Genomic DNA, 25,514 nt, shown 5'->3' with positions numbered 1-25,514 from the left:
CGCTCCTCAAGGAATCGGATGGTGGACGGTGACCAGCTTGCTGCCGTCGGGGAAGGTGGCTTCGACCTGGATGTCGGGGATCATCTCCGGCACCCCTTCCATGACGTCGTCGCGGGTCAGGATGGTGGTGCCTTCGGACATCAGTTCGGCCACCGTCTTGCCATCGCGTGCGCCTTCCATGATGGCCGCCGTGATCAGCGCCACCGCTTCCGGATAGTTCAGCTTCAGGCCCCGGGCCTTGCGGCGCTCGGCCAGCAGGGCGGCGGTGAAGATGAGCAGCTTGTCTTTTTCTCGTGGGGTCAGTTCCATGTTGGCTCCCGGCCGGCTGGCGGCCTTCAGGTTCTATAAGGTTCAACGTCGCTTGATGCAGTTTTTCTGATGCAGCGTATTCAGGTATTCCAGATGCGCGGGATGGCGGCCTCCTTGCCGGTCACGGCTGGCCGCAGCACATGCCACGCCGCATGCAGCCACTGCCGCGCCACCAGGCTGGATTGCCCCATGTAGCGCGCGATCAGTACCTGCTTCATCAGCGTGGCGCCGCTGCGTCCTTCCAGTTGCAGCGCCCCGATGGTCTCGCGCAAGTGGCCCAACAGGGCGGCATCCATGCCATCGCCTACGGCAATCAGGGTGCCGCAGATGGTCTGCCCATCCAGCGCCAGCGGACCTTGCATGGCGCCTGCCTCGGCCTGCAGGCGGCCCTGCTCGAACCACACCAGCTTGCCGCCACGGCGGATGCTGGTACGCTGGCTGATTGCGCCGGTGTTGAAGGTTTCGCCCGAAGCGGTGCGGCCGAAGCAGAGGATTTCCGCACCCAGGTAAGCCGCGTTGGCGGCCAGGGTCACTTCATGTTCCATGCGCACCTCGGCGCCATCGAAGAAGATGGTTTCCTGCGGCAGCCACTCCAGTGTCGCCCCTGCTGCGGCGTCGAGCCTGACGGCCTGGCGGGAGGACTGGCCATTGGCGCGATACCACTTGCCCGCACCGGGCGTGGTCAGCAGCGCATGGGCGCGTTCGCCCGCCTCGGCGGTGATGGAGAGCTGGTCGCCACCGACGATGCCGCCCGGCGGGTGGACGATGATGGCATGGCAGATCGACGGGTCTTCGGGATAGAGCGGTTTCTGTACGCGCAGGGGGCCGAAGTGCTGGCGGCGCATGAGGCGCGTCGTACCCTTGTCGTCGGCAAAGCCCAGCGCCAGGCGTGCCTGGTCCGGCGCATGCCGCAGAGGCGCGCCTGGTGTCGCGGGGGCCGGCATGCTGGCGGGTTCCGGATGGCCGGGGAGTCGTTTCATACCTGGTTCTTCATTGCGTGGAAGGCGGCGCTCAGAGTCGGACTGCCGGATTGCCTGGCCGCGAACATGCGACTTTATAGCAGACCCGCTGCAAAAGCGCAGCTTCGTCTTGTGCATCGCCCCCCGTTCGTACTGAGTAGACCCGTAGGGTCGTATCGAAGGCACTGTGCCGGGCGCAACCTTGGAGCGCCTTCGATACGCCGCTGCGCGGCTACTCAGTCCGAACGGTCGGGGGGAGCATCATTTCCATCTCTTCCCGTTCGGACATCCTTTGCTCACACCGCCAGATGCTTCTTCACATCCTCGCCATCCATCTGATCCTGCGTGCCGGCAGCCACCACCTCGCCGCGCGACATCACCACGAAAGTATCGGCCAGTTCGCGCGCGAAGTCGAAATACTGCTCGCACAGCAGGATGCCGATGTCGCCGCGCTGGCGCAACAGGCTGATGACACGACCGATGTCCTTGATGATGGAAGGCTGGATGCCCTCGGTCGGTTCATCCAGGATGATGAGCTTGGGTTCGGCCAGCAGTGCGCGGGCAATCGCCAGCTGCTGCTGTTGACCGCCGGAAAGATCGCCGCCGCGACGATGCAGCATTTCCTTCAACACCGGGAAGAGCTCATAGACCTCGCCCTTGATGCTGGATGCACGGCGGCCCGACAGCGTGGCCATGCCCATGAGCATGTTTTCCTCGACCGTCAGGCGCGCAAAGATCTCGCGCCCCTGCGGCACGTAGGCGATGCCCAGCTTGGCGCGCTGGTGCGGCTTGAGCTTGGTGATGTCATGGCCTTCGAACATGACATTGCCCTTGGCCACCGGCAGCACGCCCATCAGGCATTTCAAGAGCGTAGTCTTGCCCACGCCATTACGCCCCAGCAGGGACAATACCTTCCCTTTTTGCACATCGAGCGAGACACCGCGCAGCGTATGCGCCGCGCCATAGTACTGGTTCAGTTCATTGACTTGCAGCATGGATGATGGTCTCCGCTCTTATCGTCCCAGGTAGACTTCGATGACGCGCTCATTGGATTGCACCTGGCGCATATTGCCCTCGGCCAGCACCGATCCTTCATGCAGCACGGTCACCTTGCCACCCTGGGCAATCTCTTCGACGAAGCCCATGTCGTGTTCCACCACCATGATGGAATGCTTGCCGCGCAACTCGTTCAACAGCTCAGCGGTGCGGGCGGTCTCGGCGTCGGACATGCCGGCCACCGGTTCATCGAGCAACAGCAATTGCGGTTCCTGCATCAACAGCATGCCGATCTCCAGCCATTGCTTCTGGCCGTGCGAGAGCAGGCCGGCGACGCGCTGCTCCTGGCCGTTCAGGCGGATCAGCTTGAGGATCTCCTCGATCTTGCCGATCTGCTCGGAGGACAGGCGCGCAAAGAGCGTGGTCTTGACGCGCTTGTCCATCTTCATCGCCAGTTCCAGGTTCTCGAACACGGTGTGCTGCTCGAACACGGTCGGACGCTGGAACTTGCGGCCGATGCCGGCGTGGGCGATCTCGTATTCGGTCATCTTGGTCAGGTCGATGGTCTGGCCGAAGAAGGCGGTGCCCGAGGTAGGACGGGTCTTGCCGGTGATCACATCCATCATCGTGGTCTTGCCCGCGCCATTGGGGCCGATGATGCAGCGCAGCTCCCCCACCGAGATATCCAGGTTCAGGTTGTTGATGGCCTTGAAGCCATCGAAGGACACCGTGATGTTTTCCAGGTAGAGAATGGCGCCGTGGGTGGTATCGACGCCCTCGGGTTTGATGCGCTCGTAGGACGTGCCGTGATCGGCGCGTGGCGTATCGACGTTGCCGCCCAGGCCGCCGATGGCGACCGGATTTTTCCCGGGTTCGACTGCGCTCATGCTGCCTCCTTGGATGCGCTGCCTTCAGCGGCAACGGCATCGCGTTTCTTGAATTTCTGCACCAGCCCGAGGATGCCTTGCGGCAGGAACAGCGTGACCAGGATGAAGATCAGGCCCAGCGCATACAGCCACAGGTCCGGGAAGGCGGCCGTGAACCAGCTCTTCAGACCATTGACGGTGAAGGCGCCGATGATGGGACCGATCAGCGTGCCCCGGCCACCGACGGCGGCCCAGATCACCATCTCGATGGAATTGGCCGGCGACATCTCGGAGGGATTGATGATGCCCACCTGCGGCACGTACAGCGCACCTGCGATGCCGCAGATCACGGCCGACAGCGTCCAGACGAACAGCTTGAACCACAGCGGGTTGTAGCCGATGAACATGAGGCGCGATTCGGAATCGCGCACGCCCTGCAGCACGCGACCCAGCTTGGAGGTGACGATCATGCGGCACAGTACCAGCGCACCGAACAGGAGCCCCAGCGTCACCAGGTACAGCACCGCCTTGGTGGCAGGTGCAGTGATGGTGAAGCCGAGGATGCGCTTGAAGTCGGTGAAGCCGTTGTTGCCGCCAAAGCCGGTATCGTTGCGGAAGAACAGCAGCATGAAGGCGAAGGTCATGGCCTGCGTGATGATGGAGAAATACACGCCCTTGATGCGCGAACGGAACGCGAAGTAACCGAACACGAAGGCCAAGAGACCCGGCACCAGCACCACCAGCAGCATGGCGAACCAGAAGTGATCCGTCATCCACCAGTACCAGGGATAGGCCTTCCAGTTCAGGAACACCATGAAGTCCGGCAGGTCGCTCTGGTACACACCATCACGGCCGATGGCGCGCATCAGGTACATGCCATGGGCATAACCGCCCAGGGCAAAGAACACGCCATGTCCCAGCGAGAGGATGCCCGTGTAGCCCCACACCAGGTCCAGCGCCAGCGCCGCCATGGCGTAGCACATGAACTTGCCGACCAGGGCGACGGTATAGGACGAGACGTGCAATGCGCTACCGGCGGGGAACAGCAGGTTGCAGACCGGCAGCAGCGCCAGGACGATGGTGCAGATGACGATGCCGGTCCAGGCCGGACGATTGAACAGCGAGGGGCGCATGATCATGGTGCTCATTCCACGCTCCTTCCCTTGAGTGCGAAGAGGCCTTGCGGGCGCTTCTGGATGAATACGATGATGAAGACCAGGATGGCGATCTTGGCCAGCACGGCGCCGGCCATCGGCTCCAGGAACTTGTTGACCTCACCCAGGCCGAAGGCGGCGATGACGGTACCGGCCAACTGGCCCACACCGCCCAGCACCACCACCATGAAGGAATCCACGATGTAACCTTGTCCGAGGTCGGGGCCGACGTTGCCCAGCTGCGACAGCGCCACGCCGCCCAGACCGGCGATACCGCAACCCAGGCCGAAGGTCATCATGTCGATCTTGCCGGTGGACACGCCCACGCAATCGGCCATGCGGCGATTCTGCGTCACGGCCCGCACGAACAGGCCCAGGCGGGTCTTGTTCAAGATCAGCCAGACCGCGAACACCACGAACAGCGCGAAGAACACGATCACGATGCGGTTATAGGACAGCACCAGCGAACCCAGCACGGTGACACCGCCCGACATCCAGCTCGGGTTGGCCACTTCCACGTTCTGCGCACCGAAGATGGAGCGCACGCCTTGCATCAACATCAGGCTGATGCCCCAGGTGCAGAGCAGGGTTTCCAGCGGACGGCCATAGAGCCAGCGGATCACCAGGCGCTCCAGCGCGATGCCGACGGCGGCGGCCACGATGAAGGCCGCCGGCAGCGCCACCACGAGATACGCATCGATGGCGCCGGGGAAGAACTTGCGGAAGACCAGTTGGCACACATAGGTGGTGTAGGCGCCGATCATCAGCAATTCACCATGCGCCATGTTGATGATGCCCATGAGGCCAAAGGTGATGGCCAGGCCCAGCGCCGCCAGCAACAGCACGCTACCCAGCGAGACGCCATAGAACAGCTTGCCGGCAAAATCGACGATGGCCAAGTGGCGGTCCAGCGCGGCCAGGGTGCGCACGGCTTCCACGCGCACGCCCTCATCGGGTTCCACGTAGGAGCCATCGGGATGTTTGGCCAGCATGTTTTCCAGGGCCGGCTTCAAGGAGGCATTGGTGGTGTCGGCCAGCGTCTTGACGGCGGCGCGACGCGCAGCGGGATCAGGAGAATGCAGATTGGCGGTGGCCTGCACCTGTTGCAGCACATCCTTGATCTGCGCATCGCTTTCTTTGGCCAGCGCCTTGACGATCAAGGGGATCTGCGCCGGGTCGGCATTCTTGAGCAATTCATTGGCGGCCGCCAGGCGTTGCTCGCGTTGCGGCGAGAGCAGCTTCAGGCCCGAGAGCGCGCCATCGACCGCACCGCGCAGACGGTTGTTGACGGTAATGCCTTCGGCGTCATCGGGCGCGGGGCCGCTCTTGTCGGTGGCCGGGTTGAAGGCCTGGCCGGCCTCATCGACGATGAGCACGTCGCCGGCCGGGGTGACGTAGAGCGCGTCGCTGTTCAATGCGTTGAGAATCTTGAGCGCGTCATCATTGGCCAGCGCGGCAATCTGGTTGACGGCGTCGATGCGCGCGTCGGGGTCGTCTCCGCCAAGGGGCTTGAGCAAGGCCGGATCGATGGCCGCCGACGCCGCCAGGGCGTGGACGCAAAGCCAGGTCGCGAGCAGCCCGCGTAGGAACTGGATGGCTGGTTTCATGGTCGGTGTGCGCCGCGAAGCGCGGGCCGGGCACGATGCTGTGGCCGGGGCGAGTCGTCGGGCGGTTTTCTTGTGGAGGGGAATGCCTGGGCGGACGGAGCGCCTTCGATACGCCGCCTTGCGGCTACTCAGTCCGAACGGGTCTTTGTTGCACAACCCACGGACCGTTCGTCCTGAGTAGCCGCGCCAGCGGCGTATCGAAGGCGCTCCGAAGAACGCCATGAACTACAACAACAAGCGCAAGCTTAGTTCTTCTGCTTGCTTTCGTTGCCCGGGATGTACGGGCTCCAGGGTTGCGCGCGGATGGTGGTCTTGGTCTTGTAGACCACGTTGAACTGACCGTCCGCCTTGATTTCGCCGATCATCACAGGCTTGTGCAGGTGGTGGTTGGTCTTGTCCATTTCCAGCGTGTAGCCCGAGGGCGCCTTGTAGGTCTGGCCGCCCATGGCCGCGATCACCTTGTCGGTGTCGGTGGACTTGGCCTTTTCCACGGCTTGCGCCCACATGTGGATGCCGACGTAGGTGGCTTCCATCGGGTCGTTGGTCACGACGGTATCGGCGTTGGGCAGGTTCTTGGCCTTGGCGTATTCCTTCCACTTCTTGATGAAGGCGGTGTTGACCGGATTCTTCACCGATTCGAAGTAGTTCCAGGCGGCCAGGTGGCCCACCAGCGGCTTGGTGTCCACGCCGCGCAGTTCTTCTTCACCCACCGAGAACGCCACCACCGGCACGTCGGTCGCCTTCAGGCCAGCGTTGCCCAGTTCCTTGTAGAAGGGCACGTTGGAGTCGCCGTTGATGGTCGAGATCACCGCAGTCTTGCCACCGGCGGAGAACTTCTTGATGTTGGCCACGATGGTCTGGTAATCGGAGTGACCGAACGGGGTGTAGACCTCGTCGATGTCGGAATCCTTCACGCCCTTGCTGTGCAGGAAGGCGCGCAGGATCTTGTTGGTGGTGCGCGGATAGACGTAGTCGGTGCCCAGCAGCACGAAGCGCTTGGCGCCGCCGCCTTCCTTGGACATCAGGTATTCCACGGCCGGAATGGCTTGCTGGTTGGGCGCCGCACCGGTGTAGAAGACGTTCTTCTCCAGTTCTTCACCTTCGTACTGCACCGGGTAGAACAGCAGGCTGTTCAATTCCTTGAAGACCGGCAGCACCGACTTGCGCGACACCGAAGTCCAGCAGCCGAACACCACCGAGACCTTGTCCTGCGAGATCAGCTGACGCGCCTTTTCAGCGAACAGCGGCCAGTTCGAGGCCGGGTCGACCACCACCGGTTCCAGCTTCTTGCCCATCACGCCGCCGGCGGCGTTGATCTCATCGATGGTCATCAGGGCGACATCCTTCAGGGACGTTTCAGAGATGGCCATGGTGCCCGACAGCGAATGCAGGATACCGACCTTGATGGTGTCGGCAGCGAAAGCCGAAGGCAGCCAGGAGGATGCGGCCAGTGCGAATGCGCCCAGAGCGGTGGCTTTCAGTACGGTACGACGTGACATGTGGTGCTCCCTCGAGAAGAGTTTTGGAAGAATTTTTTCACTGCCCAGTCGCTTTAGCAGATTGCGTGCCAATCCCCGGAAATGGGCGTGCGGCTGCATCAAAGCGGGGCGAAGAGGGAGGCCTGGCAGGGGAGGTCGTGCCAGGATGAAAACGATTGCGCACCAAAGGCGGGCGCAATCGTCAACAATTTAATGGCGGGATGGCAATATTCACCAAGCTGGCGCTTGCGACCGCCCGATCTTGGGGCGGCCGAAAAGCCATGTCACAAGCGGGTTTGCGGGCTGTTGCCAGTTCAGGCCGCGCGCGTTCTCAATTGTTGGCAATCAGCAAATCACAGCGGAGGCCGCGCTTGCGCCAACCTGGATCGTTCAGCGCAGCAGCACATGCTGCATGAACTGCCGCAGCGGGAATTCGATCATGTTCTGCAGGCGGATGGGCAATTCCAGCGGCCGCATGATCATCTTGATGGTGGTCTCGGGCTTGAGATTGACCCGCACCGTGCGGCTCATGCGCGAGGCCAGTTCCTTCAGGCGGGCCGGATCGGCCGCCAGTTCCGGCTTGTAGACCATGGCCACGTGGCGGATGGCGCAATCGGCGTCTTCGTTCTTCAGTTCCAGGGTGCGGCGGCTGAGGGTGCCGAAGACGCGCGAGCGGCCGATGTTTTCCTCGCGGCGGTAGCGGCGGAAGTAATGGTAGAAGTGCTTGTAGTGGTTGACCTCGTCATTGGCGATCAGCCCGGCCAGCTGCTTGAGGACCGGCTCGTCGGTGGCGCGCGCCAGCGCCCGGTAATAGGTCGAGGTGCCGGTCTCGACCACGCAGCGCGCGGCCAGCTCCTGGGCGCGGGTGGGCTCGAGCAGCTCGACCTTGCAATACTGCGAATATTCATCCAGGAAGCCCTGATAGGCGCGCTGCCAGTCGAATTCCGGCCAGACGTGCTCGACATAGGCGCGCAGGGCCGCGCCGTGCTGCAGCTCTTCCTGTTCCCATTGCTCGCGCAGCCAGGTCTCGACCTCGGCGTCGCCTTTGTAGTATTCGACCAGGTTGTGGGTGTAGAGGTCGGAACCGCTCTCGACAAAGGAGGCGCAGGCCACCAGGTAGAACAGGTCTTCATCCTGTCGCACCCGCGCCAGGTCGATGCGGGAGAAGTCGATGTCTTCAATGGTCCAGTGTTGTTTTTCTTGGCGGCTCGAGCTCATCTTGCTATACCTTTCTCTGTCAGGAACGGGTTGGCATAGCGGTATGATGCAGCGCACCGGCATTGGTTCAGGGCTGTCAGCGCGGCGTCAGGAAGGCTGCTCTAGAGGCCCTGGGTAGCGTCGCTGCCGAGCACGACGCGGTTGCGGCCCTGGTACTTGGCGTGATACAGCGCCTGGTCGGCGATGCGCACCATCTGTTCGGGCGCGGTATGCTCATCGGGCAGCAGCACGGCCACGCCGATGCTGGCGCTGATGTAGCCGAAGGGCGAATCGGCATGTGGCAGCTTCAGTTCGAAGATGGCCTGGCAGATGTTCTCGGCCTGTTGCAGCGCCTGGGTGGTATCGCATTCGGCGATGATGACGCTGAACTCTTCGCCGCCGTAGCGCGCTACCAGGTCGGTAGCGCGACGCGAACTCTTCTGCAGCACCCGCGCCACGATGCGCAGGCATTCGTCGCCGGCCAGGTGGCCATAGCGATCGTTGTATTTCTTGAAGTAATCCACGTCCAGCATCAGCAAGGCCAATGACTGGCCGGAGCGCACCGCGCGCCGCATTTCATTGGCCAGCGCCTCGTCGAAGCGACGCCGGTTGGCCACGCCCGTGAGCCCGTCGGTGGCCGAGAGCGCCTCGAGCTTGCGGTTGGCGCGCTCCAGTTCGCGGGTGCGCAGCCGCACCTGTTCTTCCAGCACTTCCCTGTTCTGCTGCAGCTTGCCGGCCATCTCGTTGAACTTGCGCGAAAGCACTGCGATCTCGTCATTGCCGTGCTGTTCCACCCGTACCGTGGTGTCGCCGCTGCCCGCCTCCTTCATCGCCGCCACCAGCCGTTGCAGCGGTACGCTGATGCTGCGCGAGATCAGCGCCGAGAGCAGCAGCGAGACCGCAAAGCAGACCAGGCCGATGGCGATGATCTTGTCCCGCACCGAGCGCGTATCGGCATTGAGGCGATCGCTGGGCGTGATGCTGGCCACCCACCAGGAGGTATGCGGCAGGCGTGCGATGGCGGCGTAATAGGGGGTCTTGTCAGCGCCCACATAGGCGATGAAGTCGCTGTCGCGGCCTTGCGCCAGGCTCTCGGTGATGCCGCCCAGCAGCGCCGGATCGGCCTGGCTGGCGGAAGATTCCCGGCTCTGTACCACCACTGCGCCATCGCTGGCGTCGACAATCGAAATGCTGGCGCCATAGCCCAGGTCCGCGCCACGGAAGATGTCGAAGAAGTAACTCGGATGCACGCCCACGAAGAGCACCCCGGCAGGCCGGTTGTTGGCGGTGAAGCGCACCTCGCGCAGCATGGCCAGGCTCTTCTGGCCATGGCCGGCGTGGTAGAGCGTCCACCAGCCGCGCCCGGTCAGCTCGGGGGCCTCTTCCGCCACCCGGCCGATGCTGCTGGCCAGCGGCGCGAAGATTTGCGGATCGATGACCTGGCGGTCACGGTCCAGCAAATACTTCTGGTTCACGTAAGTCAAGGCGCCGTAGGTATCGAGCAGCACGCGCGCCGCACTGTTGCGGGCTGCTGCGCTGGCGTCGGCGTCGCCGCTGTAGTAGTCGGCCAGCAGACGCTGCATCTTCTCCGACAGCGCCAGCGCTTCGCTGGTGTCCTCGATCTTTTCCATGCGCAAGAGCAGGTTCTGCGAGATCTGCTGGACCACTTGCACCGAGTAGGCGCGCACCTTGTCCTGGGTCGCGCGGCTGGTTTCGCCATAGGCCAGCAGGCCCGAGATCAGCAGCGGCAACAGCGAGACCAGGATGAAGGCGCTGATGAGCCGATAGCCGATCGCAATGCGGCGCAGGAAATGGCGGGAGAGGAAGTCCAGTCGCTTGCGCATGCCTTGGCCTCGCTCTTATTTGCCGCCCACGCGGGCTTGCGCGCTGATGGACTCCTGCAGCGCGCGGGCCGCCTGCACAGGCGTGGTCTTGCCCGACAGCACCGCCGGCAGCAGCGCATGCAGCACGTCGATGGTATTGACCGGCAGGTAGGAGTAATACAGTCCCGGCGCGCCCGTGGCCGCCGCGTCGCGCGCCATCCCGGCCGCCAGCGCGAACAGGGCGGCATCGCCCTTGGCCGAAGGGGCGGGCGTCTTGAAGGGCAGGATATTCTGGCGCTTGCCTTGCCAGACCGGCAGACCCGCGCCGAACAGATAGTCCAGGAAGCGCGCCGCCGCCTGGCGGTGCCGCGCGCTGATGCGCTGGGCGATGGCAAAGCCGGTTTCGCTGCCGATGACGGCCTGGCGCGGCTGATCCTTGTCATTCCACGGCGGCACGAACACCCCCACCGGCTGGCCGCGCCCCTGCATGAGCACGCCGGCCGCCCAGCTGCCCTGGAAGGTCATGGCGGCGCGGCCCTCGGCGAACTGGCGCAGGGTGGCGTCGTAGCCGGCGCGCAGGCAATCGGCTTGCACCAGGTGTCGCGTCATCAGGGTGCGCAGACGGCTGAAGACTGCCCAGCCCTGGGCATTGTCCAGCGCCAGCGTGCCGTTGGCGATGTGCTGGCGCCAGTCCGGCGTGCTGCTGGCCACCAGATTGGCAAAGCCGTAACTGAAAGGTCCGTTGCCCAGCATGTTGGGAAAGCCGCCCGACAGCGCCAGCGGGGTGATGCCGGCCCGACGCAAGGCTGCGCCGGCCGCCAGGAATTGCTCGAAGTCGCCCGGCAGCGCCTGGATGCCAGCGCGTTCGAACAGGTCGGGGTGGTAATAGATCAGCGTCGTGGCCACGCCCGAAGGCAGCCCGAAGCGGCAGCCGCCCGGCGCCGTCCACTCGCGTTGCAGGATATCCAGCAGGCCGTGCCAGCTGCGCGTCTGGCCCAGGTCGGCCAGCAGGCCCTGGTCCGCCAGGCTGGCGGTGTAGGGGCTGGCGTTGACCGAGACGATGTCGGGCAGGCTGTCGGTGGTGGCGCGCGGCTTGAGGTTTTCCTCCACCGAATTGCCGATCATGAATTGCAGGTTGATGCGCACCCCAGGGTGCTCATGCATGAAGCCATCGCAGACACGCTGCATTTCCTCGGCCCAGTCCGGCGCCCAGACCAGGGCGTTGAGCACCAGCGTGTCCTGCGCCGGCGCCAGCTCGACTGTTGAGCTTTCCTCTTTGCCCGCGCGCTCGCAGCCCAGCAGCAGCGAGGCTGTGGCGGCGGCGCTGGCGCGCAGCCATGTGCGCCGCGAGCACGCCGAATAGGCAGAATAGGCCGAATCCGCAGCGCAGGCCGCGGGCGCACCTACTTCATCTGTTGGTCCTGCAACGCTGCTGGATGGCGTGGATCGTCCATGCATCGATTCCCCCTGCGGCTATGAGTTTTGTCTGTGTTTCCTGGCGTCATCGTGATACGGTGCGCCTCCTCGCCGCTCGCTGCACTGTTGCCTGGCTGTGAGCTCTGTGGAAACGAGTGTGCCAGTTTTTGTACGGTCGTGCACGAATCCGGGGAGAGATGGCCTGCCATTTCCTTGTCCAGGCTCAGGTTTGTTGCTCGTGTTGACGCTGGGGCCTTGACCTGGATGCCTGAAGCAAATTGCGCACCGATCTATAATGGCGGCCTCACGCCATCAGGCTGCCCCGGCAGCTGCCTCATCATTTCCACATGCAGAACAACGACACATCGCTCTCGACGGGCAAATTTCCCGCATGGCTGGCCGTATTGGCTGGCCTTACCGCCATGGGCGCGCTGGCCATCGACATGTACCTGCCCAGCTTCACCGCCATCGCCCAGGACCTGGGCGTGGGGACCAACCAGGTCCAGCTGACGCTGGCGACCTTCTTGATCGGCGTGGCCGTGGGGCAGATGTTCTACGGCCCGCTGTCGGACCGCTTCGGGCGCAAGCCGCCGCTGTTCTTCGGCATTGCGCTGTATTTCGTTTGTTCGCTGCTGTGCATCTTCGCCCAGAACATCGAGACGCTGATCGTGCTGCGCCTGTTCCAGGGCCTGGGCGGCAGCGCGGGCATGGTGATCCCGCGCGCCATGGTGCGCGACCGCATGGGGGCGGAAGGCTCGGCCAAGGCCTTCTCGATGCTCATGCTGGTGTTCGGCCTGGCGCCCATCCTGGCGCCCTTCATCGGCGGCCTGATGCTGGTCTTCGCCAGCTGGCGCGGCATCTTCGTGGTGCTGACCTTGTTCGGCCTGCTGTGCATCCTGGGTACGCGCAAGTACCTCACCGAAACCGTGGACGTGTCCCGCGCCGAACCCTTGCACCTGGGCCGCACCCTGCGCCAGTACTGGGGTTTGCTGCGGCACCGCCAGTTCATGTCGTATGTGCTGTGCGGCGGCCTGGTGCAGGCCGGCATGTTTGCCTACATCGCCGGCGGCCCCTTCGTGGTGATCGAGTTGCATGGGGTCAAGCCGCAGTATTTCGGTTTCGTCTTCGCCTCCAACGCCATCGGCCTCATCGCCGCCTCGCAGGTCAATGCGCGCCTGGTGGTCAAGCGTTCGGCCGAACGCGTGCTGGGCAAGGTGCTGTGGGTGCCCGCTGGTCTGTCGTTGACGGTCTCGCTGTTGGTGTTGGTCGGGCTGGAAACGCTGCCGCTGCTCCTGTTAGGTTTCTTCGGCTTCCTGACCGCCTATGGCTTCACCGGCCCCAACGCCACCGCCATCGCCCTGAAGCACCAGGGCCGCCAGGCCGGCACCGCCGCCGCCCTGATGGGCAGCCTGCAGTTCGGCATGGGCGTGCTCTCCGGTGTGGCCATGAGCCTGTGGCATGACGGCACGGCCTTGCCGCTGGTCTCGGTGATGGCGGTCTGCGGGGTCACGGCCCTGCTGGTCTATCACTTCGCGGCCAAGCATGCGCCGGCGGTGTCGCCGCAATGACCGCGCCGATGGCCTGACCGACCATGCTCTACGCCGTCGCCGCCTCCATCCTGTGGGGCCTGTTTCCGCTCTACTTCAAGCTGTTGAAGGAGATCCCCTCCTTCGATATCGTGGTGCATCGCCTGTTCTGGTCCTGCGTGTTCCTGGTGGCCGTGCTGACCTGGCGGCGGCAGTGGCGCTGGGTCGGGGAGGTCGTCAAGCGGCCCATGGTGGTGGGCGGCTTCCTGCTGTCGGCGCTGCTGCTCACCGGCAACTGGACCCTGTATGTCTGGGCCGTCAACGCCGGGCGCATCGTCGATACCAGCCTGGGCTATTTCATGAGCCCGCTCATGAGCGTCTTCATGGGCTACCTGATCTTGAAGGAACGCATGCGGCCGCTGCAATGGCTGGCGGTCTTCCTGGCGCTGGGGGCGGTGATCTGGCTGACCATCGCCAATGGCAGCCTGCCGTGGGTCTCCTTGCTGATCGCCCTGAGCTTCGCCTTCTATGGCCTCTTGCGCAAGACCGCGCACCTCGGTGCGCTCGAAGGCCTGTCGCTGGAAACCCTGCTGATGCTGCCCCTGGTGCTGCTGGTCCTGGGTGTGGATACGCTGCGCGACAGCAATGCCTTCACCCATGCCTCCACCTCGGCCCGGATCCTGCTGGCCCTGTCCGGCCCCATCACGGCGGTGCCGCTGCTGCTCTTTGCCCATGGCGCGCGTCGCATCCCCTTGTCGATGCTGGGCCTGATGCAATACATTTCGCCCACCATCCAGCTGCTGGGCGGGGTGCTGATCTACGGCGAAGCCTTTACCGGGGCGCGCGCCATCGGCTTTTGCGTGATCTGGGCGGCGCTCGCGGTATACTCCGCCGAAGGCTTGTGGCGCTACCTGCGCACCCGCGCGCAAAGCTCGGCAGAGCCCAGCGCCGGCGGCGCCTGAACGCTGCCCTATCGTTTCCCTCTTACTGGCAACTCATACCATGGCCCAATACGTCTTTACCATGAACCGCGTCGGCAAGATCGTGCCGCCGAAGCGGCAGATCCTCAAGGACATCTCGCTGTCCTTCTTCCCCGGCGCCAAGATCGGCGTGCTCGGCCTGAACGGCTCGGGCAAGTCCACCCTGCTCAAGATCATGGCCGGCATCGACAAGGAAATCGAGGGTGAAGCCATCCCGATGCCCAACCTCAACATCGGTTACCTGCCGCAGGAACCCCAGCTCGACGCCGAGAAGACCGTGCGCCAGGAAGTCGAAAGCGCCCTGGGCGAAGTCTTCGAAGCCCAGGCCAAGCTCGATGCGGTCTATGCCGCCTATGCCGAGGAAGACGCCGACTTCGACGCCCTGGCCACCGAACAGGCGCGCCTGGAAGCCATCATCGCCGCCGCTGACGGCAACAGCCTCAACCAGCAGCTGGAAATGGCCGCCGACGCACTGCGCCTGCCGCCCTGGGACGCCAAGATCGGCGTGCTCTCCGGCGGCGAAAAGCGCCGCGTGGCGCTGTGCAAGCTGCTGCTCTCCAAGCCCGACATGCTGCTGCTGGACGAACCGACCAACCACCTGGACGCCGAATCGGTGGACTGGCTGGAGCAGTTCCTGCAACGCTTCCCCGGCACCGTGGTGGCCATCACCCACGATCGCTACTTCCTCGACAACGCCGCCGAATGGATCCTGGAACTGGACCGTGGCCACGGCATCCCCTGGAAGGGCAACTACAGCTCCTGGCTGGAACAGAAGGAAGCGCGCCTGAAGCAGGAAGAAGCCAGCGAATCGGCGCGCCAGAAGACCATCGCCAAGGAACTGGAGTGGGTGCGGCAGAACCCCAAGGGCCGCCAGGCCAAGAGCAAGGCGCGTCTGGCGCGCTTCAACGAGCTGTCCGAATACGAATACCAGAAGCGCAACGAGACCCAGGAAATCTTCATTCCCGTGGCCGAGCGCCTGGGCAATGAAGTCATCGAATTCAAGAACGTCAGCAAGGGTTATGGCGACCGTCTGCTGATCGACGATCTGAACTTCAAGATTCCGGCCGGCGCCATCGTCGGCATCATCGGCCCCAACGGCGCCGGTAAGTCGACCCTGTTCCGCATGCTGGCCGGCCGCGAAACCCCGGACAGCGGCGAAGTCGTGCTCGGCCCCACCGTCAAGGTATCGCTGGTGGACCAGTCGCGCGAAGACCTGGGCAACAAGAAGACGGTCTTCGAAGACGTCTCCGGCGGCGCCGACATCCTCACCGTGGGCCGCTTCGAAATGCCTTCGCGCGCCTACCTGGGCCGCTTCAACTTCAAGGGCGGCGACCAGCAGAAGATCGTCGGCAACCTCTCCGGTGGTGAGCGCGGCCGTCTGCACCTGGCCAAGACCCTGCTGCAGGGCGGCAACGTCCTGCTGCTGGACGAACCCTCCAACGACCTCGACGTGGAAACCCTGCGCGCCCTGGAAGATGCGTTGCTGGAATTCGCCGGCACCGTGCTGGTGATCTCCCACGATCGCTGGTTCCTGGACCGTATCGCCACCCACATCATCGCCTTCGAAGGCGATTCGCAGGTCACCTTCTTCGACGGCAACTATCAGGAATACGAAGCCGACAAGAAGAAGCGCCTGGGCGAAGAAGCCGCCAAGCCCAAGCGTATCCGTTACAAGCCGGTTACGCGCTAATGGCTTGACCGATGCGCAAGCCCGGGCAAACCGGGCAGGTGCATGCAGCAAGACGCCGCTGGACAAGCCAGCGGCGTTTTTTTTTCGCGCCGACCGCGTCAACATGCGCCCGCCGCGGCGTCGCGCCAGGCGGGACGCGGCAGAAAAGCCCCTGCGCGGGTAGAATCACGCCCTTGCGTCCATCCGGCGCAAGCCCAGGAAGAGGTCGCCGTCCTATCCGGTGCGAGACGGCCTCTGCCTTTCGTTTGCGCCACGCGCGCAGCACCCAGAAAAAGAACGCGCCACCTGTCCCCGATCGCATCGGCGGCCGGGACTGTATAGATCCTTTCATCCACTGCCATGCTTGCCACCATCACCCGCCTCTTTCCCGTGTGGGCGCTGCTGCTTTCCGCCGCTGCCTACTTCACTCCGCCGACCTTCACGCCCATCGGCAAATACATCACCCAGCTGCTGACATTGATCATGCTGACCATGGGCGTCACCCTCACGGTGGACGACTTCAAGCGCATCATCAAGCGCCCCGCGCCAGTCGCCGCCGGCATCATCCTGCACTACCTGGTCATGCCGCTGGCGGCCTGGATCATCGCCAAGGTGCTGCGCATGCCGCCCGATCTCACCGCCGGCATGGTGCTGGTGGGCAGCGTCGCTTCGGGCACCGCCTCCAACGTGATGATCTATCTCTCGCGCGGCGACGTCGCGCTGTCGGTCACCATTTCCACACTGTCGGCGCTGGTGTCGGTGTTCGCCACGCCGATGCTCACCGAGCTCTACGTGGATGCCTCCATCCACTTCGACGCCCATGCCATGCTGATGTCCATCGTGCAGATCGTCGTCGTCCCCATCGCGGTCGGCCTGGTGCTGAACCTGTTCGCAGGCAAGCTGATCCGCCGCATCGAGCCCTATCTGTCGCTGGTATCGATGGTGGCCATCCTCTTGATCATCGCCGCAGTGGTCGCCGGCAGCCAGGCCAGCATCGCTTCGGTGGGCCTGGTGGTGCTGGTGGGCGTGATCCTGCACAACGGCCTGGGTTTGCTGGGGGGATACTGGGGTGGTCGCCTGCTGGGCTTCGACGAAGCGGTCTGCCGCACGCTGGCCATTGAAGTGGGGATGCAGAATTCCGGACTGGCCGCCGCGCTGGGCAAGCTGTATTTCACGCCGGTGGCGGCCTTGCCGGGCGCGCTGTTCTCGGTGTGGCACAACCTCTCGGGCTCGCTGTTGGCCGGCTACTGGCGCGGGCGTCCGCCGCGTGACTGAGTAGTCCGACGCTGAAGACAACGGCCCGCTTCCTGATGGAACCGGGCCGTTGTCCCTTGTGCGTTGTCGGTTGCGCGCCGATGCGTCTACAATCCGCCATCAATACAGCTCACATCCATACCGAAGGAGAGGGAATCCGATGCAAAAACGCAAGTTCCTCAGCCTGGGCGCTTCGCTGCTGGCCGCGCCCGTCGCTCTGCCGGCGCTGGCGGCTGACAAGAAGGCCGGCGCCAGCGCTGGCCCGGTCCTGCTCACCATCACCGGCGACATCGGCAAGGCCAATCGCGGCGCGCTCGATCCGGCGCTGGACCAGATGATGGCCAAGCAGAAGCTCAGTTTCGACAAGGCCTATACCTTCGACTTCGCCGCCCTGGCGGCCTTGCCCTCGGTGGAGATCCAGCCCACGCTGGAATACGACGGCCGCCGCCACCGCCTGCGCGGCCCGCTGCTCTCGGAGGTATTGCGCGCCGTGGGTGCGCCCGCCGCCCTGGAGAACTGCGCCCTGCGCGCCGTGGATGGCTATGCGGTCCTGGTCTCGCCAGCCGATATCGCCAAGTATCGCTTCATCATCGCCACCCACCTCGATGGCAAGCCCATCCCGCTGGGCGGCCTGGGTCCGCTGTGGGCCGTCTATGACGCCGACAGCTTCCCCGACATGGCCGCGCGTGCCTTGCCGGAGCGTTTCGGCCAATGTCCGTGGGGCCTGTATCACATCGCCGTACGCAAGGCCTGATGAGATGCCGTAGGGCAGCGCCTCAGACGTTGATGGCGCTGTCCGACTTCATGCGCTTGCGCAGCTCGAACTTCTGGATCTTGCCGGTGGACGTCTTGGGCAGCGGGCCGAAGTAGATCGCCTTGGGCACCTTGAAGCCAGCCAGGTGGCTGCGGCAGAACTCGGTCAGTTCAGCCGCGCCGACCTCGGCCCCTTCCTTCAGCTCGACGAAGGCGCAGGGCGTCTCGCCCCATTTCTCGTCGGGCTGCGCCACCACCGCAGCGGCCAGCACGGCGGGATGGCGATACAGCACGTCCTCCACCTCCACGCTGGAAATGTTTTCCCCGCCGGAGATGATGATGTCCTTGCTGCGATCCTTGATCTTGATATAGCCATCGGCATTCATCACGCCCAGGTCGCCGGTATGGAACCAGCCGCCGGCAAAGGCTTCGTGGGTGGCACGGTCGTTCTTGAGGTAACCCTTCATGCAGATGTTGCCGCGGAACATGATCTCGCCGATTTCCTCACCATCGGCGGCCACCGGCGCCATGGTGTCCGGTGAGAGCACCGTGACCCCGCTCTGAAGGTGATAGCGCACGCCCTGGCGCGACTTCTGCACGGCGCGCTGGTCCACCGACAGCGTGTTCCATTCATCCTGTTCCGCACACACGGCGGCCGGGCCATAGACCTCGGTCAGGCCATACACATGGGTCAGCTCGAACTGCATTGCCTCCATCTTGGCCAGCACGGCCGCTGGCGGCGGCGCGCCGGCCACCATCGCCTTGACCGGGCCGCGTATGCCGGCGCGCCAGCCTTCGGGCGCATTGGCCAAGGCCGCGTGGACGATGGGCGCAGCGCAGTAATGGGTGATGCCATGCTCGGCGATGAGGTCGAACACCAGCTTGGGCTCGAACTTGCGCAGGCAGACATTCACGCCCGCGCGTGCCGCCACCGTCCACGGGAAGCACCAGCCATTGCAATGGAACATGGGCAGCGTCCACAGGTAGACCGGATGCTTGGGCAAGTCCCATTCGAGGATGTTGGAGACCGCATTCAAGGCCGCGCCGCGATGGTGATAGACCACGCCCTTGGGGTCGCCGGTGGTGCCGGAGGTATAGTTCAGGGCAATCGCATCCCATTCGTCGGCCGGCATCTGCCAGTCGAAATGCTCATCGCCGCCGGCCAGCAGGGCTTCGTATTCCAGATGGCCGAAGCGCTCGCCGGCCACCGGCGGTGGACCCAGTTCGTCGAACACCTCGACGATCTTCAGCGCCGGCAGTTGCGTGCGCAACTGCTGCGCCAGTGCAGCGAATTCGCTGTCGATGAGCAGCACCTTGGCCTCGCCATGGCGCAGCATGAAGACGATCGATTCGGCATCGAGCCGGATGTTGAGTGCATTCAACACCGCTCCCGCCATGGGAACGCCAAAGTGCGCCTCCACCATCGCCGGCGTATTGGGCAGCATGGCCGAGACGGTATCGTTCTTGCCCACTCCCAGGCCTTGCAGGGCGCTGGCCAGGCGACGTGTGCGGCGATAGGTCTGGTCCCAGTCCTGGCGCAGCGCGCCGTGGATGATGGCGGTGCGCTTGCCATAGACGGCGGCGGCGCGCGCGATGAAGTCGATGGGCGTGAGGGCCGCGTAATTGGCGGCATTGCGGCCAAGGCCGGTGTCGAAGTCTGCCATGCTGGTCTCCTTGCAGCGGGATGAGGGTGGCGGCCTGTGCATTTTTTATCAGCCGCGTGCTATCGCGCTAGGGTAGCACCGATGCCGCCTTGCGCTTTGTCATCACGACGACAAGGCTGACATGCGACAATGTTTGCCGTTTCCCTCCACCTCCGTGCCCACCCTATGAGCAGCCCGATGGCGCAGCTTCTGCAGCAATACGACTGGTTCGCCGCGCTGGCCAGCGAGCATCGTGCGCTGGCGGCGGCCACCACCCAGCGCGTGCGCTATGCCGCCGATGCCTTCGTGGCCCGGCGCGGTGAGCTCTCGCAATACTGGATCGGCGTGCATGAGGGCTTGATCAAGCTGGCCGTCTACAACATCGATGGTCGCAGCAGCACGCTCTCGGGCGTGCCCGAAGGCGGCTGGTGCGGCGAGGGCAGCGTCATCAAGCGCGAGCCGCGCCGCTATGACGTCATCGCCATCCGGGCGTCGCAGATCCTGCTGGTGCCGGCCGATACCTTCCATTGCCTCATGGCCGAGAGCCTGCCCTTCAATGCCTTCGTGATCGGCCAGTTGAACGAGCGCATGGGCCAGTTCATCGCGACCGTCCAGAACGAGCGGCTGCTCGATGTCGATGCCCGCGTGGCGCAGGCCATTGCGCAGCTGTTCCATCCCATGCTGTATCCGCGCACGTCCAAGGTGCTGGAGCTGTCGCAGGAAGAGATCGGTCTGTTGACCGGCCTGTCGCGCCAGCGCGTGAATCAGGCCATGCGCCGTCTGGCCGAGCTGGGCCTGGTGGAGATCTCCTACCAGAGCATCCGCGTGGTCGACCTGGATGGCCTGCGCGCCTTCGGCATGGCCTCGCTCTAAGCGGCCTGTCACCACGATGACAGTCTTGCCGCCGTCCCTGTCTTAAGATCGGGCCAGCCTCCCGCAGCCGCTGCCCCTTCTGACACATCCATGGCCATCGTCACCCATCATCACCTGCACCTGCACGACCTGCGCTTTGCCGCACCGGCGCGCGTGCGGGTATGGAAGGGCGCGGCCACCTTGAAGAGCGGCGGCGTGGCTGTCGAGCTGGGCGAGGGCGAGAGCTTCACGGTGCCATCGTTCGTGCGCTTTGCCTGCCTGGCCCATCCGCGCGTGAGCGCGCAGGGCATGCGGCCGGCCGTCTGGTCGCTGGCCTTGGAGACGCAATCCAGCGCCGACCTGGAGCGCGCCGCCGATACCAGCAAGCCCCACGCTCGCCGTCTGGCCGCCGCCATCTTCGCGCAGCCAGCGGCGCACTGGTGCGCCGAGCGTATCGCCGGCGACTGGCAGCTCAGCACGGCGCGGCTGCGCGCCCTGCTCTTTGCCGAAGGCGAATCGCTGCGCAGCCTGGTGCGCGAGCAGCGCGTGGCCTGGGTATTGGCGCAGCTGGCGCGCATGGACGATGCCGGCGCTGCCTCGGCTCCCGCGCCGGCCGCAGCAGGATTTGCGACCTTGCCGGCCCTGCAACGGGCTTGCCAGGACCTGATCGGCCTGCCGCCCGGGACTGCCAGCCGCGCTATCTCCCTGCTCAGCAGCAGCGTCGCACCTGCGGCCCTGCCTGCCATCGGGGCGGCGCAGCACTCTGGTGGGGATGCCCCGCGCCAGCCGCGCTACCGTCCCTATTTCTGAGATTTCCAGGGCGACTGGCGCCGGTGGGCGGCAAGTTTGCTACCATCTGCGCTTTCCCCTCAATTCAGCACGGCCCGGCAGGGGCCGCATTCTCATGAGCAAGTTCTGGAGCCCCATCGTCAGCCGCCTGACGCCCTATACCCCCGGTGAACAACCCAAGATCGCCCGCCTGGTCAAGCTGAACACCAATGAAAGCCCCTACGGCCCCTCGCCGCTGGCCTTGCAGGCCATCGCCCGCGAAGTCAGCGACAGCCTGCGCCTGTATCCCAATCCGGACGCCGAACCCCTAAAGCAGGCCATCGCCCGCCGTCACGCCGCCGATGGCGTCAGCGTGCGCGAGGTGTTCGTGGGCAACGGTTCCGATGAAGTGCTGGCGCATGCCTTCCACGCGCTGCTGCAGCATGGCAAGCCCATCCTCTTCCCGGACATCACCTACAGCTTCTATCCCACCTATGCCGGCCTGTACCAGGTCGAGTATCGCGCCGTGCCGCTGGCCGAGGACTTCACCCTGCGCAGCGAGGACTATCTGGGCCATGGCCAGGCCATCGGCGGCATCATCTTCCCCAACCCGAATGCGCCCACCGGCTGCCTGCTGGGACTGGCAGACGTCGAGCGCATCCTGCAGGGCAATCCTGAACGTGTGGTGGTGGTCGATGAGGCCTACATCGATTTCGGCGGCCAGAGCGCCATCCCGCTGGTGCAGCGCTATCCCAACCTGCTGGTGGTGCAGACCCTGTCCAAGTCGCGCGCGCTGGCCGGCATGCGGGTGGGCTTTGCGGTCGGCCATGCCGACCTGATCGATGCGCTGGAGCGGGTCAAGAACAGCTTCAACTCCTATCCGCTGGACCGCCCCGCGATCGCCGGCGCGACCGCTGCCATCGAGGATGAGGACTACTTCCGCAAGACCTGCAACATGGTCATCGCCAGCCGCACCGCGCTGGCTGCCCAGCTTGCCGGACTTGGATTCCAGGTCTTGCCGTCGGCGGCCAACTTCCTGTTCGTGCGCCATCCGCAGCACGACGCGGCGCAACTGGCGGCGGCATTGCGCGCCGACGGCATCATCGTGCGGCACTTCAAGAGCGAGCGCATCAGCCAGTTCCTGCGTATCACCATCGGCACCGATGAGGATTGCGGCGTCCTGGTGGAGGCGCTGCGCCGCCATCTCGGCCAGCAGTAGCAGCAGGCTTGCCTGCGGGCCGCGCCGGTATTGACCGCGCGGCCCGATGTGCAGAAAACGTCAGCGGCGTTTTTTCCCATTTCTTCTGCATTTCTTCCGCTTTTCTTTCTTTCCTACGCGCGCCTACCTTGATCGCCGATTGTATGGCCGGGCGCCTGCCCGCTAGGATGACTTCTCTCTGCCGCATTTCCTGCGGCCCGACACTTCAGAGGAGGACATCCATGCAACGACGAACCTACAAATGGCCCTGGAAGGCCGCAGGCGCAGTCCTGATCCTGGTGCTGCTGATCTCGGCGCCGTTCTGGTGATGACGCGTCTTGCGCCTTGCCTGCTGATGGCCGCCGGCGTGTTGCTGAGCGCCTGCGAGCGCAGCGGCGATACCCGCTCCGCCGTGAGTGCGCCGGGCGCGGCCGAAAGCGGCAAGACCCGGCTGCTCGAAGCGGGCGCGGACGCCCTGCAGGACAAGTGGCCCGTCGCAGCCATCAATACCTATCTCGACGGCTTCCACTTCTACAGCGACCGCCAGGACGCGCAGATGGAAGCCCATCACTATTGCAGCATCCTCAACGAAGAGCTGATCCAGTGCCTGATCTTCGACGGCAATGGCCGGGACGCCAAGATGATGGGCATCGAATACATCATCAGCGCGCGTCTGTTCGACGCCTTGCCGGCGCAGGAAAAACCGCTCTGGCACAGCCACGCCTATGAGGTGAAGTCGGGCCAGCTGGTGGCGCCCGGCGTGCCGCAGCCGGCCGAGAAGGCCTTGATGAAGAAGCTGGTCGGCAGCTACGGCAAGACCTGGCACACCTGGCATACCGATCTGGACAAGACCCTGCCCTTGGGCGTGCCGCAGTTGATGATGGGTTTCACTGCCGATGGTCAGGCGCAAGCGGCCATGGTCGAAGAACGCAACCGGCGCATGCGCATCGATGCCGAGGCCAAGCGCCTCGACCGTGCCGATATCGCCGCGCCCGCGCCATCCCCGCAGGCCAACGGCTGGCTGCACGGCAAGGCCTGGCAGATCACCGACCCCACCGGCAACGCCCACGCCCACCGCCAGGACGATGACTATTCCCGCGCCAGCGAGCCCGACCGCAATGCCCGTTCCTCGCGCTGAGGCGGGCTCAGGCCAGCGGCCGCTGCCGCCACGCCGTCAGCGCACCGGCCAGCAGCATCAGTGCCGAAAAGCTCAGCCCGCGCTGCAGCCCGCCGGCGCCATCGGCGATCCAGCCGACGATGGTCGGGCCGATGATCTGGCCCACTGCAAAGATGATGGTAAAGGCGCTGATGCCCGCCGGCCAGTGATGTGGCGGCAGGTTGTGCCGCACCATGGCGGTGGTCGAGGCCACGGCCGAGAGGAAGCAGCCGCCGAACAGCAGGCCGGAAGCGAACACCGCCACCGGCTCGGCGGTCAGCGCCGGCAACAGGGTCGCCAGCGCCAGCAGGCCATTGAGGATGGCCAGCGACTGGCCGCCGCGGAAGCGGTCCAGCATGCGCGCCCAGATGCGTGAAGAAGCGAAGGTGGCCGCCCCCAGCAAGGCAAAGAACAGCGTGATGCGTTCGGCGGGCATGCCTTCTTCCTTGAGCAGGGCGATGACGAAGGTCATGTAGCCGATATAGCCCAGCCCAAAGAAGAGATAGCCGATCAGCCCGAAGAGGAGGCTGCGCGCCTGCCAGCGTCCGTTGCCCTGGACATGCGCAGCGGTGGTGGGCATGAGGCGCGCCGGCCCGGCCATCACCAGGCTGGCCGCCAGCGCCAGCGTCCCCAGCAGCAGCCAGGCCCATTGCCAGGGATGGGCTGCGCCGTGCGCCAGCGCTGCCGCCATGACCGGCGGCACCAGCAGCGAGGCCGCCACGATGCCCAGTCCCGTCCCGCCGTAATACAGTCCCAGCAACAGGCCGGCACGATGTCCGTGCATGGCCGCCAGGCGGCTCACCAGCAGGCCGCCCGAGACAAAGATCAGCGCGCTGCTCACCCCGGTGACCACACGCAGCAGCAGTTGCAGCAGCGTGTCGGTGGTCAGCGCCGGCAGGAAGGACAGCAGCGCGGTGGCGAACGCCCCGGCAATCAGGACCCGGTGCGCCAGGAAGCGGCGCATCAGCAGCGGCGTGGCCAGCGCGCCCAGCAGATAGCCCAGTGCATTGCCGGTATTCATGCCGCCAGCCACCAGGTAGGGCCAGCCCAGGTCGGCGCGCATCGGCGCCAGCAGCAGCGCATAGGAAAAACGCGCCACGCCCAGCGCCACGGCGGTGCCCAGCGACAAGGCCAGGGCTGTCAGGATGGGATGCTGGAGGATGAAAGGCGAGGGCGGGCGGGCCGCGTCGGTGGGCATGGGGTGGCGTCTCCGGGTGTCATTGTGAGGTTATGACGCCCAGTGTAGCCCAAGGGTGTAACTCAGTTGGAGATGGGACGCCAGTTGCTGCGCTTGACCACATCCAGGCAGGCGTCCACCACAACGGCGTCCAGCCGCACGCCGCTTTGCCGCTGGATCTCGTCCAGCGCCGCGCTCATGCCCAGGGACTTGCGATAGGGGCGGTCGGCCGACATCGACTCGACAATGTCGGCCACGGTCAGGATGCGGGCCTCCAACGGGATCTCGTCGCCGCTGATGCCGCGCGGATAGCCGCTGCCGTCCAGGTACTCATGATGGCAATGGACGATTTCGGCCAGGTTGAAGGGGAAACTGATCTTGTTGAGAATCTCGTAACCGAATTGTACGTGCGTCTTGAGCACGTCATATTCTTCCACGCTGATGCGGCCCGGCTTGGTCAACAGCGCCAGCGGAATCCTGGCCTTGCCGATGTCATGCACCTGCGAAGCCATGTGCAGTGCGTCGATGCGCTCGGTGGCCAGGTCCAGGTGACGACCGATCATGACGGCCAGCTCGGCGGTCTGGTCCTCGTGATTGGGGGTATAGCCATCGGTGAGCCGATGCACGGCGATCATGGCGTCGATGACTTCCTGGTAGATCTTGTTTGATTCTGAAACTGGCATCCCTGTCCCTGCGAGTCGCCGCCGCTGGCGGAGTCGGTTGTCGTCAGAAG

The 25,514-nt window shown here is 64.7% G+C and carries 22 protein-coding genes; 9 read left to right on the top strand and 13 right to left on the bottom strand.

The genetic code is table 11. The annotated features are described in order from the left end of the window. Window positions 1-6: 6 nt before the first annotated feature. From ACP92_RS23560 to ACP92_RS23515, 10 genes are all read right to left on the bottom strand, one after another. Window positions 7-309, bottom strand: coding sequence for an urease subunit gamma (locus ACP92_RS23560; RefSeq protein ID WP_008333723.1), 303 nt, complete (start codon window positions 307-309; stop codon window positions 7-9). Window positions 310-389: 80 nt separating this feature from the next. After that, on the bottom strand, window positions 390-1,289 hold the full coding sequence (locus tag ACP92_RS23555; RefSeq protein ID WP_414091907.1) for an urease accessory protein UreD: 900 nt from the start codon (window positions 1,287-1,289) through the stop codon (window positions 390-392). A 275-nt stretch (window positions 1,290-1,564) separates the two neighbouring features. Continuing rightward, window positions 1,565-2,263 (bottom strand): urea ABC transporter ATP-binding subunit UrtE, encoded by a 699-nt coding sequence (gene urtE / locus ACP92_RS23550; protein WP_013236634.1) that lies wholly within the window; start codon window positions 2,261-2,263, stop codon window positions 1,565-1,567. A gap of 18 nt (window positions 2,264-2,281) precedes the next feature. Beyond that, window positions 2,282-3,151, bottom strand: coding sequence for an urea ABC transporter ATP-binding protein UrtD (gene urtD, locus ACP92_RS23545; RefSeq protein WP_013236633.1), 870 nt, complete (start codon window positions 3,149-3,151; stop codon window positions 2,282-2,284). Beyond that, entirely contained in the window at window positions 3,148-4,278 is a 1,131-nt protein-coding gene (gene urtC / locus ACP92_RS23540; RefSeq protein WP_013236632.1) for an urea ABC transporter permease subunit UrtC, read from the bottom strand. Before urtC ends, urtD begins: the two co-directional genes overlap by 4 nt. Next, a complete protein-coding gene (urtB, locus tag ACP92_RS23535) occupies window positions 4,275-5,891 on the bottom strand; it encodes an urea ABC transporter permease subunit UrtB (protein ID WP_013236631.1) in 1,617 nt (538 codons plus the stop codon). Before urtB ends, urtC begins: the two co-directional genes overlap by 4 nt. Window positions 5,892-6,136: 245 nt before the next feature. Next, window positions 6,137-7,390: an urea ABC transporter substrate-binding protein gene (urtA, locus tag ACP92_RS23530; protein ID WP_013236630.1), complete on the bottom strand. Its 1,254-nt coding sequence runs from the start codon at window positions 7,388-7,390 to the stop codon at window positions 6,137-6,139. 369 nt (window positions 7,391-7,759) lie between these two features. Further along, window positions 7,760-8,587, bottom strand: coding sequence for a ferritin-like domain-containing protein (locus ACP92_RS23525; RefSeq protein WP_013236629.1), 828 nt, complete (start codon window positions 8,585-8,587; stop codon window positions 7,760-7,762). A gap of 101 nt (window positions 8,588-8,688) precedes the next feature. Next, window positions 8,689-10,410, bottom strand: a complete 1,722-nt coding sequence (locus tag ACP92_RS23520; RefSeq protein WP_013236628.1) for a sensor domain-containing diguanylate cyclase — start codon at window positions 10,408-10,410, stop codon at window positions 8,689-8,691. A gap of 15 nt (window positions 10,411-10,425) precedes the next feature. After that, window positions 10,426-11,847, bottom strand: coding sequence for an ABC transporter substrate-binding protein (locus ACP92_RS23515; RefSeq protein WP_013236627.1), 1,422 nt, complete (start codon window positions 11,845-11,847; stop codon window positions 10,426-10,428). 305 nt (window positions 11,848-12,152) lie between these two features. Here ACP92_RS23515 and ACP92_RS23510 point away from each other — a divergent pair, with 305 nt between their 5' ends. The 5 genes from ACP92_RS23510 (at window position 12,153) to ACP92_RS23490 (ending at window position 17,988) form a co-directional block, all read left to right on the top strand. Beyond that, window positions 12,153-13,373 carry a Bcr/CflA family multidrug efflux MFS transporter gene (locus tag ACP92_RS23510; RefSeq protein WP_013236626.1) on the top strand — a complete coding sequence of 407 codons (1,221 nt, stop codon included), beginning with the start codon at window positions 12,153-12,155 and terminating at the stop codon, window positions 13,371-13,373. Window positions 13,374-13,396: 23 nt separating this feature from the next. Beyond that, the gene (gene rarD, locus ACP92_RS23505; RefSeq protein ID WP_013236625.1) at window positions 13,397-14,293 is read left to right on the top strand and encodes an EamA family transporter RarD; all 897 of its coding nucleotides are present in this window, start codon (window positions 13,397-13,399) and stop codon (window positions 14,291-14,293) included. 40 nt (window positions 14,294-14,333) lie between these two features. Further along, window positions 14,334-16,001 (top strand): energy-dependent translational throttle protein EttA, encoded by a 1,668-nt coding sequence (gene ettA, locus ACP92_RS23500; protein WP_013236624.1) that lies wholly within the window; start codon window positions 14,334-14,336, stop codon window positions 15,999-16,001. A gap of 339 nt (window positions 16,002-16,340) precedes the next feature. Next, window positions 16,341-17,255, top strand: coding sequence for a ketopantoate/pantoate/pantothenate transporter PanS (panS, locus tag ACP92_RS23495; RefSeq protein WP_013236623.1), 915 nt, complete (start codon window positions 16,341-16,343; stop codon window positions 17,253-17,255). Between the two features lie 139 nt (window positions 17,256-17,394). Then, on the top strand, window positions 17,395-17,988 hold the full coding sequence (locus tag ACP92_RS23490; protein ID WP_013236622.1) for a putative pterin-binding protein: 594 nt from the start codon (window positions 17,395-17,397) through the stop codon (window positions 17,986-17,988). Between the two features lie 22 nt (window positions 17,989-18,010). Here ACP92_RS23490 and ACP92_RS23485 read toward each other — a convergent pair whose 3' ends face one another. After that, on the bottom strand, window positions 18,011-19,651 hold the full coding sequence (locus tag ACP92_RS23485) for an acyl-CoA synthetase (protein WP_013236621.1): 1,641 nt from the start codon (window positions 19,649-19,651) through the stop codon (window positions 18,011-18,013). 177 nt (window positions 19,652-19,828) lie between these two features. Between ACP92_RS23485 and ACP92_RS23480 the strand changes: the two genes are divergently transcribed. From ACP92_RS23480 to ACP92_RS23465, 4 genes are all read left to right on the top strand, one after another. Further along, window positions 19,829-20,503, top strand: a complete 675-nt coding sequence (locus ACP92_RS23480; protein ID WP_013236620.1) for a Crp/Fnr family transcriptional regulator — start codon at window positions 19,829-19,831, stop codon at window positions 20,501-20,503. Between the two features lie 90 nt (window positions 20,504-20,593). Further along, complete coding sequence (locus ACP92_RS23475; RefSeq protein ID WP_013236619.1) at window positions 20,594-21,292, top strand: hypothetical protein; 699 nt, start codon at window positions 20,594-20,596, stop codon at window positions 21,290-21,292. A gap of 94 nt (window positions 21,293-21,386) precedes the next feature. Next, the gene (gene hisC, locus ACP92_RS23470) at window positions 21,387-22,469 is read left to right on the top strand and encodes a histidinol-phosphate transaminase (protein ID WP_013236618.1); all 1,083 of its coding nucleotides are present in this window, start codon (window positions 21,387-21,389) and stop codon (window positions 22,467-22,469) included. 241 nt (window positions 22,470-22,710) lie between these two features. Further along, a complete protein-coding gene (locus tag ACP92_RS23465; RefSeq protein ID WP_013236617.1) occupies window positions 22,711-23,586 on the top strand; it encodes an OBAP family protein in 876 nt (291 codons plus the stop codon). Window positions 23,587-23,593: 7 nt separating this feature from the next. Here ACP92_RS23465 and ACP92_RS23460 read toward each other — a convergent pair whose 3' ends face one another. Further along, entirely contained in the window at window positions 23,594-24,802 is a 1,209-nt protein-coding gene (locus tag ACP92_RS23460) for a YbfB/YjiJ family MFS transporter (RefSeq protein ID WP_013236616.1), read from the bottom strand. A gap of 62 nt (window positions 24,803-24,864) precedes the next feature. After that, the gene (locus ACP92_RS23455) at window positions 24,865-25,464 is read right to left on the bottom strand and encodes an HD-GYP domain-containing protein (protein ID WP_013236615.1); all 600 of its coding nucleotides are present in this window, start codon (window positions 25,462-25,464) and stop codon (window positions 24,865-24,867) included. Between the last annotated feature and the right edge of the window lie 50 nt (window positions 25,465-25,514).

Origin of the sequence: Herbaspirillum seropedicae (assembly GCF_001040945.1) — a bacterium.
In the GTDB taxonomy this organism is placed as follows: domain Bacteria; phylum Pseudomonadota; class Gammaproteobacteria; order Burkholderiales; family Burkholderiaceae_D; genus Herbaspirillum; species Herbaspirillum seropedicae.
This window is presented reverse-complemented; position numbering and strand designations above follow the sequence as displayed.